This is a genomic window from Paenisporosarcina sp. P4_D4 (genome assembly GCF_056401835.1).
Genome location: NZ_JBFUIO010000168.1, coordinates 1 through 3,592, shown reverse-complemented (window position 1 = coordinate 3,592; position 3,592 = coordinate 1). Strand labels below are relative to the sequence as shown.

3 protein-coding genes are annotated in these 3,592 nt (G+C 36.5%); all 3 read right to left on the bottom strand.

All coding sequences use genetic code 11. The features are described 5' to 3' along the window. The coding region (locus tag AC1DSL_RS16425) for a DUF4179 domain-containing protein (RefSeq protein WP_477533015.1) at positions 1–863 on the bottom strand (863 nt) is incomplete at its 3' end. Further along, positions 856–1,374, bottom strand: coding sequence for a sigma-70 family RNA polymerase sigma factor (locus AC1DSL_RS16420; protein ID WP_477533014.1), 519 nt, complete (start codon positions 1,372–1,374; stop codon positions 856–858). The genes AC1DSL_RS16420 and AC1DSL_RS16425, both read right to left, overlap by 8 nt. Positions 1,375–1,681: 307 nt before the next feature. Further along, positions 1,682–3,313 carry a GNAT family N-acetyltransferase gene (locus tag AC1DSL_RS16415; protein ID WP_477533013.1) on the bottom strand — a complete coding sequence of 544 codons (1,632 nt, stop codon included), beginning with the start codon at positions 3,311–3,313 and terminating at the stop codon, positions 1,682–1,684. Positions 3,314–3,592: the final 279 nt, after the last annotated feature.

Here is a 3,592-nt window from a genome sequence, read left to right as displayed (position 1 = left end):
CTTCTAGAGCCCCAAATCTCTCCATTTTCATCTTCTAAATGTAAATCCGGAAATTGAAGGATTTTTTTCGAGTTATTTGGATTTATTGAAATTCGAACATCTACACGGAGAGGATTGATCGTTACCTCTTCAATAGTAAACTTTTGATTTTCAATTTCTACTTCTTTCTTTAATACAAAATTAATGCTCGGTTTAACATTTTTGGGAACAGTAAATGGAATAATAAATTCTATTTCCTTTCCTTCATTCTCAATTGTCATCAAGAGTGAAAATGATAAATCATTAAACTTCGTTGGCTCTTGAAAATGAAAATCGATTTTATTACTAAACTCTTTAACAGCTTGATTATTAGCTGAGATACTAAAAGAACTACTAGGCGAAATAATTTCGTCGTTCCTTAATTCTACATTTCTAACCCGAACATTCTGTATGGTTTTTTCAGAATTGATGGTATAAAAAACATTCATCCCCGATTCATCCAAAATGACACCGTCAATTGTAAGTGTTAAATCTTCCTTGGTTTGAGAAGCATTAATTTCTTGGTAATAGTCATTTTTAATAGCAGACGTTAAGCCCTTATCATAGTGAATCATTGCAACAATTTTTTCCAGTCCAGGTATAGATGAAACCGCATTTGCAAAAGCTGGCGACACCCTTATGGATGTGGCCAATGTAACCATGAGAAGTGCAGCTGCTGCAAGCATTCCATAATTTCGTATTTTTCTCTTTTTCTTTTTCACTTTTTCAAGCTTTGCACGTTCATAGCCTTGCCCTATTGCTCCGTCCAGCTGTTCGGTAGGAATACTGATGTGTTCAAGCTGACGTCGAAGTTCTGCCAATTTCTCTTCCTCGTTTTCAAACATGATCCACTTCCCCTTTCTCCGTAAGATGTTGGCGCAACGTTTTCATGATTTTGTGAAGACGGGATTTGACGGTTCCCTCAGGTATATTTTCTATCACCGCAATGTCCTTAATCTTTGTATCTTGAAAATACTTCATATACACCAATTGCTGCTCCTGCTCAGATAACTTACTTAAGGCTTCCTGCAATTCAAATTGAACCAAATCATTATTAACGGATATTTCATTAATTAGTTCAGAATTTGAGAAACGCTTTTTCTTTTTCAATTGATCCTGGCAATAATTCATCATGATACGAGTCAGCCATGTATTAATGTAGGAAGGTTCTTTTACTGTATGAATTTTTTTATATGCTCTGTAGGTGACTTCCTGCATGGCTTCCAGAGCATCATGTTCATTTCTCAAAAAAGCGAATGCTGTCCGGTACAATGCTTCTTTATTGAATTGCATTACGAGCAGGAATGATTCATCATCTCCAGCAATTGCCCGTTTGACGATTTCAATTTCCCCCAAATCGACCCCTCATTTCAACCTCTGTTATGTATTAGACATCGTACTGTCGAAAAAGTTCATTAACAAAAAAAAAACCTGCCACTTTATGGTAGTGGTCAGGCAGATGGTACACAAGATGTATTTTAGGAAGCTAAGAGTAATGACTTATCGATTTTTTCTCTCTTTGTTTCTTTGCACATTTCTAAACCATATTATAAGCTTTCCTATCCGATGTTTTGATACGTAATCAGAATATGCTTTCACATGTTCTCCCCCATAGCCAATTTACGGTTGCATGTCCATTTTTACTCCAACAACTCAGCCAAGCTCACTGCTTGCTTGTTGAATTAGTTAAAACTTGTGTAGATGGCTTAAATAACAAATTTCTTTTCTTGATACTGCTGACATGAGTGAAACCTAATTGTTGAAGATGTTTCATAGTCACTTCATCTTTCTTTGTGGTATGAAGAAAAATGTCCTGAACTCCATTATCTTGCCGCAAAAATGAACATACACTCGACAACTTATGAATTTGCCACTCTGCAATATACGCACTGTTTTTTGGCAACTCCTGCAAGTAATCAACTTCATCTACACGTATAACATTTGGATGAACCCAAAACATCGAAACATTGGTATCACCATAGGGGGTGAACCCATTATAAAACCATTTATTCGTTTGCTTCAGGTCGTGATGTCGTTTTCGTGCTTCGGGATAGATAAGTATTTGATAATCCAGCGAATCTTCAGTACCTTGCTTTTGTTGATAAATCTCGACCGATTTCTTCGAATAAATTTTACCGACTTGGCTGCTAAACGCTTTTACCCAATCCCTGAAGCTAGCATTCCGAAAAAAATGCAGATTTTTTCCAAGAAACTCATTTTTAAATAACAATACTTTATAGTTCTTCTTTAAAATTTCTTTTACATACCCCTTACCTTTGATCAGTTGGAAGACCATTTGAGTTTGCCATTCATTAGAAGAAAACAAGAAATTGTTCGTGTAGTCTACTCCCGTATTCCAGTCGAACTTATAGGGCTCGTAGCCACTACTCAAGTCATAAATTCTCAAATCATTATTATTTTGGCTTCTAGTGATCAATTCTTTATCGAGGATTGTTCCAGGTCCATAAAGGCTGTAGTCAGGATCGTGCCCGTTCAAATAACCGACATGTCGACCTCTGCACTTAAATACGTAAGAGAACGCAATCATTTGATCATCCAAATATAAGCCTTCCACTTTAGCTTTCATCGGTCCATCTTCACAGTTTAATAAAGCACTGTAAAACATCTGATGTTCTTCATCCGTGAAATTGGTCTCGTCCATCTTTCTCCATCGCTTATCATGTAGCGTAAAAACTTGTTCGATTTCATCTGGATTGCTAGTCATTACTTTTGGATGTCCTAAATAACGAAGTCTCTTTTCCCTGCGATTGAGACCGTGAATTTTGCTTCTTTTTTTCAAGTAATCTTCGAGATTGAGCGTGTCCGTTTTCACGAAAGGCGTAACAATTGAAAATATGGTGGGTTCACACTTTCTTTTAGCAAGATACAAACTCAACATATTGGTTGTAGGGCTGCTTGATAATAACCCATGTAAATTAAAGATACATTTCGGCATCGACTCCATTAATTCATCGAAAACATATTGAATCACTTGTTCTCTTTCATCATCGTATACGACGATATCCATGTAATGCGCTTCACCACGCCCGAGGAACTCAATGACGGTCGACTTCATCATGTGAGTGATTTGCAAAGGGAAAAAGGCAATCACGTTATCTGCTTTTTCTACGACGATAATTTCGACTCCCCGATTGCGCCCAAGGTATTTCCACCAATTCTCTATCCATTGAAATTCAATGAATGGGTTATCGTTCTGATTAACATMCAAAATGTGATCCCACATTTTCTGATAAGGTTTCAATTGCTCCAATGACCGGATATGGTAAACCTTCATTAATTTCTCCCTTCTATTATCAGTTGATATTGAATGGTTTCGAAGACATGAATGAGAAACTTCTGATTGCTTAAGAATTAATCTGATAGGCTTGGACTATTTGTAGTCGCTCAAGTCGCACTTTTTATAAGAGGCGATATGAGATTATATTCAGCCAAGGACCTTATACAGAACCTTTTTATGAATAACAAAAAACACGTCTTTCGAAATGAATCGAAAGACGTGTTTAATGATGGGTAAATCCATCTACATTTAAATGAATCATGTAAATGGAAACGG